The sequence below is a fragment of the Mycobacterium sp. genome, from assembly GCF_032162105.1.
Classification (GTDB): domain Bacteria; phylum Actinomycetota; class Actinomycetes; order Mycobacteriales; family Mycobacteriaceae; genus Mycobacterium.
The window spans coordinates 1-4,820 of record NZ_JAVRPS010000342.1 but is presented as its reverse complement, the minus strand read 5'-3'; the positions used below and the strand labels follow the sequence as shown (position 1 = coordinate 4,820).

Annotated in this window: 5 protein-coding genes; 4 read left to right on the top strand and 1 reads right to left on the bottom strand. The window is 65.9% G+C overall.

What is annotated here, in order from left to right; all coding sequences use genetic code 11:
- Positions 1-252: 252 nt before the first annotated feature.
- Positions 253-975: a glycoside hydrolase domain-containing protein gene (locus tag QOC69_RS17460; protein WP_526441783.1), complete on the bottom strand. Its 723-nt coding sequence runs from the start codon at positions 973-975 to the stop codon at positions 253-255.
- A 183-nt stretch (positions 976-1,158) separates the two neighbouring features.
- On the opposite strand from QOC69_RS17460, the gene QOC69_RS17455 reads away from it, so the two are divergent.
- The 4 genes from QOC69_RS17455 to QOC69_RS17440 all read left to right on the top strand — a co-directional run.
- The gene (locus QOC69_RS17455; protein WP_526441781.1) at positions 1,159-2,256 is read left to right on the top strand and encodes an ABC transporter ATP-binding protein; all 1,098 of its coding nucleotides are present in this window, start codon (positions 1,159-1,161) and stop codon (positions 2,254-2,256) included.
- A 23-nt stretch (positions 2,257-2,279) separates the two neighbouring features.
- Positions 2,280-3,467, top strand: a complete 1,188-nt coding sequence (locus QOC69_RS17450; RefSeq protein ID WP_526441779.1) for an ABC transporter substrate-binding protein — start codon at positions 2,280-2,282, stop codon at positions 3,465-3,467.
- Positions 3,446-4,345, top strand: coding sequence for an ABC transporter permease (locus QOC69_RS17445; protein ID WP_526441776.1), 900 nt, complete (start codon positions 3,446-3,448; stop codon positions 4,343-4,345). The genes QOC69_RS17450 and QOC69_RS17445 overlap by 22 nt, the downstream gene beginning before the upstream one ends.
- Positions 4,345-4,820: ABC transporter permease (locus tag QOC69_RS17440; RefSeq protein WP_526441774.1), on the top strand; the 476-nt coding region annotated here is incomplete at its 3' end. The genes QOC69_RS17445 and QOC69_RS17440, both read left to right, overlap by 1 nt.

Here is a 4,820-nt window from a genome sequence, read left to right as displayed (position 1 = left end):
ATTGAGTAACGCGGGCTTCCGGCGGCCCGCGAGTCTTCCGGGACAAACGTCCTGCTTGCACGTGGTTACGGTCGAGTAGCAACAACAGCGCAGATCAAAGCAGTACTGTTACCGAATCGTTATGTACTGATCTTCGGTTACCGGCGGTAGCGTGGGCGCCTCGAGAAAAGCGACAACATCGACCAATGTGTCTACCCAACGGGCCGACGAGAGCCCAATTGTTTGCTGACCGGACTTACCGGTCAGTAGGCACTAGTCCCATTGCCCGAATCGGGGCTTGAGGACGTGATTGATGTCGACGCCGACACCACCAACACTCTGCTTGTCGATCTCGACCTGGTGCAGGTGCGCGGCCGGATGTGTGAACCCCTTGGGCGATCCCCAGTTGTGTTGCCAGAAGTACGTGCCGATGCCGTCCTGGAGTGCCCAGTCGATCGTCTTCGAGTTGGCGTAGACGCCGACACGCTGGCGTCCGAGGACCGACTCCCACGCTTTCAGGTACGGCACGACCTGCTGCTTGTACTGGTCATATGACGGGTCGTCGTCGATCGACGCGTAGATCGGCGCCCCGTAGGACCCACCCGCAGCCACGTGCAACTGCCAGCCCCGCTTGGCGTGCTGCACGCCGGCGTTCTGGCCGCCGAGCCAGTCGGCGGTGTCCTGCTTGCCGTACTGGTAGCAGGACACGATCTTGAGGCCACTCTGGTACAGGTCGCGGGCCTCAGGCAGCTGGATGGGCTTGCCGAGCATCCACTGGCCACCCGGGCGACGGTCGGAGACGTACCTGATGGCACCCGCTGCTCCCGCTGTGCGAATGTCGGTTGCCCTGATCACCCCTGCCGCGTAGTCGAGCAGGATGCCGAGGGGCGCCGCAGACGCCGACGGCGCGGAGATTGCCGCCAACGTGCCGCCCAGGCCGAGAACGGCAGGCGCAGCGGCGGCATACCTCAGTACGTCGCGCCGGGAAATCGACATGTACCTCAGGGTATGACAAACACCTCAATATTCTCATCAGCGCCACTGGTCACATCTGTATCAACATTCTGGACCTTCGCCCCGAGGTAGCCGACGGACGGAAACAGTCGGCGAAACACCCGCTCCATTCGAAATCCGCACTTTGGGCTGCAGTTCGACCGACCGATCCATACGATTCTCGCCATGCCTGCTGGGCCGGATTCCGGGACCACCGCCGCGCCATCCGCTAGCGCGACGGCCCAGGGCGAAGTCCAGATCGAGTTGATCGGCGTGCGCAAGGTGTTCCACGAACGCGGCGCCAACGGCGTCGTCGCGGTCGACGGTGCCGACCTCACCGTCGAGGACGGCGAACTGTTCGCCATCCTCGGACCCTCCGGGTCGGGCAAGACCACCGTGCTGCGGATGATCGCCGGCTTCGAACAGCCCACCGCCGGCATCATCCGGCTCGGCGGGGAGGACGTCACCTCCTGGCCGGCCCGCAGGCGCGACGTCAACACCGTGTTCCAGGAGTACGCGCTGTTCCCTCACATGACGGTGGCTCAGAACGTCGAGTACGGGATGAAGGTGCGCGGCGTGCCGAAGGCCGAGCGGCGGCGCCGCACCGGCGACGCACTCGACATGGTCCGGCTCACCGCTCACGCCCCGCGCCGCCCTGCCCAGCTGTCGGGCGGCCAACGTCAACGCGTCGCGCTGGCCAGGGCCCTGGTCGGGCGGCCGCGCGTGCTGCTGCTCGACGAGCCCCTCGGCGCGCTCGACCTCAAGCTGCGCGAGCAGATGCAGGTGGAGCTGAAGGCGATCCAGCGCGAAGTCGGCATCACGTTCGTCATCGTCACCCACGACCAGGACGAGGCGCTCACCCTGTGCGACCGGCTCGCCGTGTTCAACGATGGCCGCATCGAACAGGTGGGCCGGGCCAGGGAGGTCTACGAAAACCCGGCCAATCGCTTCGTCGCGGACTTCGTCGGGACGGCGAACGTGCTCGACGGTGCCGCGGCCGAAGCGCTCGTCGGCAGGCCAGGCACGTTCGCCATACGACCCGAGCGCATCGCCGTGTTCGCACCGGGGACCGACCCCGTGCCCGGCGTGCGCACGGTCGAGGCAACGGTGGCCGAGGTCATCTACGCCGGACCAACGACCCGGGTCGTCGCGACCGCCCCGCCCGGCGTCACCCTGACCGCCACGGTTCTCACCGCGAGCACATGGCTCCCCCCGAATGTCGATCACGGCGCGCCAATCACATTGGCGTGGAAGGAAAGTGCCGTCCACGACCTGGACGGCTGATCAAACTGACAGGAGCACCAACCATGAAACCCACTGTCGTGCGACTCGGTCTCGCCCTCGCCGCATGCGCCCTGGTGGCCGCGTGTTCGAGCTCGGATACCTCCGGCGGGACCGGCCAGACTCCGCCGAAGATGGAACCGCTCAGCGCCGTGGGCAACGGCGAGGGCGAACTGAACATCATCGCGTGGGCCGGTTACGCCGAGAACGGCTCCAACGACCCTGCGGTCGACTGGGTCACCCCGTTCGAGAAGGAGTCTGGCTGCAAGGTCAACGTCAAGCTCGGCAACACGTCCGACGAGATGGTGCAGTTGATGCGCAGCGGCCAGTACGACGGCGTTTCGGCGTCGGGCGACGCCACGCTGCGGCTGATCTACGCCGGTGACGTCGCGCCGGTCAACACCGCGCTGGTGCCCAACTACGCGTCGATTTCGTCGTTCCTCAAGGACAAGCCGTGGAACTCGGTCGACGGCCAGATGTACGGGGTTCCGCACGGCTGGGGCGCCAACCTGTTGATGTACAACATCGACGTCGTACGCGACGCCCCGAACTCGTGGGGCTCGGTGTTCGACGGGGCGAGCAAGTACAAGGGCAAGGTGACGGCATACGACTCGCCGATCTACATCGCCGACGCCGCGCTCTACCTCTCGAAGACGAAGCCGGAGTTGGGCATCAAGGACCCGTACTCACTGACGAGCGAACAACTCGACGCCGCGGTCGAGCTGCTCAAGGCGCAGCGGGAGAACATCAGCGAGTACTGGTCGGACTACACCAAGGAGGTCCAGGCGTTCGAGTCCGGCACCTCGGTGATCGGCACCACGTGGCAGGTCATCGCCAACACGATCGGGACCGAGAACAAGGTTCAGGTGAACACGGTGCTGCCGAAGGAGGGCTCCACCGGCTGGTCGGACACCTGGATGGTCGCGGCGAAGGCCGCCCACCCCAACTGCATGTACAAGTGGATGGACTGGATCACCTCACCGAAGGTGAACGCCCAGGTGGCCGAGTACTTCGGTGAGGCGCCGGCCCAGACGAAGGCGTGCGAGTTCACCACCGAGAAGGACTTCTGCGACATCTACCACGCGACCGATGCGAAGTACGCCGACCAGATCCACTACTGGACCACGCCCCAGAAGCAGTGCGTGGACGGCAGCGGGGACAACTGCACGGCCTACGACGAGTGGGTCGACAAGTGGCAGCAAATCAAGGGGTGACGGGTGCCGCTCCTGACGAACTGACCGCCAAGGAGGGGTCGGCGTCGTCGCCGGGGCGGCTGCGGCGGCTCGGCCTGGCGCTCCTCCTGGTACCGCCACTGACCTGGCTTGCTGTCGCGTACCTGGGTTCGCTTGTCGTACTGCTGATTTCGGCGTTCTGGACCACCAACTCGTTCACCGGCGCGGTGGTGCGCACCGTCACGACCGACAACATCACCAGGGTGTTGACCGACGAGGTGTTCCGCACGGTGACGCTCCGCACCGTCGGCGTGGCATTGGTGGTCACGGTCCTGTGCGCGGTGCTGGCGGTGCCGTTGGCACTGTACATGGCCAAGGTCGCGTCGCCGCGCGTACGCCTGGCGCTGGTGGTGGCGGTGACGACCCCGCTGTGGGCCAGCTACCTGGTCAAGGCGTACGCGTGGCGAATGTTGTTCTCCCCGGAGGGGCCGCTGGCCTGGGCCACCGGGTACAGCCCTGGCTACGGCCTGACCGCCACCGTCGTCACGCTGACCTATCTGTGGTTGCCGTACATGATCATCCCGGTGTTCGCGGCGTTCGAGCGCGTCCCCGGCTCGCTCATCGACGCCAGCTCCGACCTCGGCGCGTCCGACGTGTCGACGCTTCGAATGGTGGTCGCGCCGTTGGTGTTTCCCGGCATCGCCGCCGGGTCCATCTTCACCTTCTCACTGTCGCTCGGTGACTACATCGCGGTCACCATCGTCGGCGGCAAGACACAGCTGCTCGGCAACATCATCTACGGCCAGCTCGTCACCGCGAACAACCAACCGTTGGCCGCCGCACTGTCGATCATCCCGTTGGCGGCGATCGTGCTGTACCTGCTCGCGATGCGGCGCACGGGCGCGCTGGAGAACGTCTGATGCTGTCCACCGGCGTTCGCCGCGTGACTCTGGCCTGGACCGTGCTGGTGCTGGTGTTCCTCTACGCGCCAATGCTTCTCGTCGTCGTCAACGCCTTCAACGCCTCACGGACGTTCGCCTTCCCCCCGACCGGTTTCACCCTGGCCTGGTGGGCGGACGCCGCGGGCAGCACCGGGATGTGGAAGTCCCTGGGGAACTCCGCGGTGGTCGGGCTTGGCGCCACCGCGATCGCGCTGGTGTTGGGCACCATGGCTGCCTTCGCGGTGCAACGGTATGAGTTCTTCGGCCGCAACGCCATCAGCTTCCTGGTCGTGCTGCCGATCACGTTGCCCGGCATCGTCACCGGCATCGCGCTCAACGCGACGTTCACCTCGGCGCTCGGCATCACGCTCGGGCTGGCGACCGTGATCATCGGACACGCCACGTTCTGCATCGTCATCGTCTTCAACAACACCCAGGCCCGACTGCGCAGGCT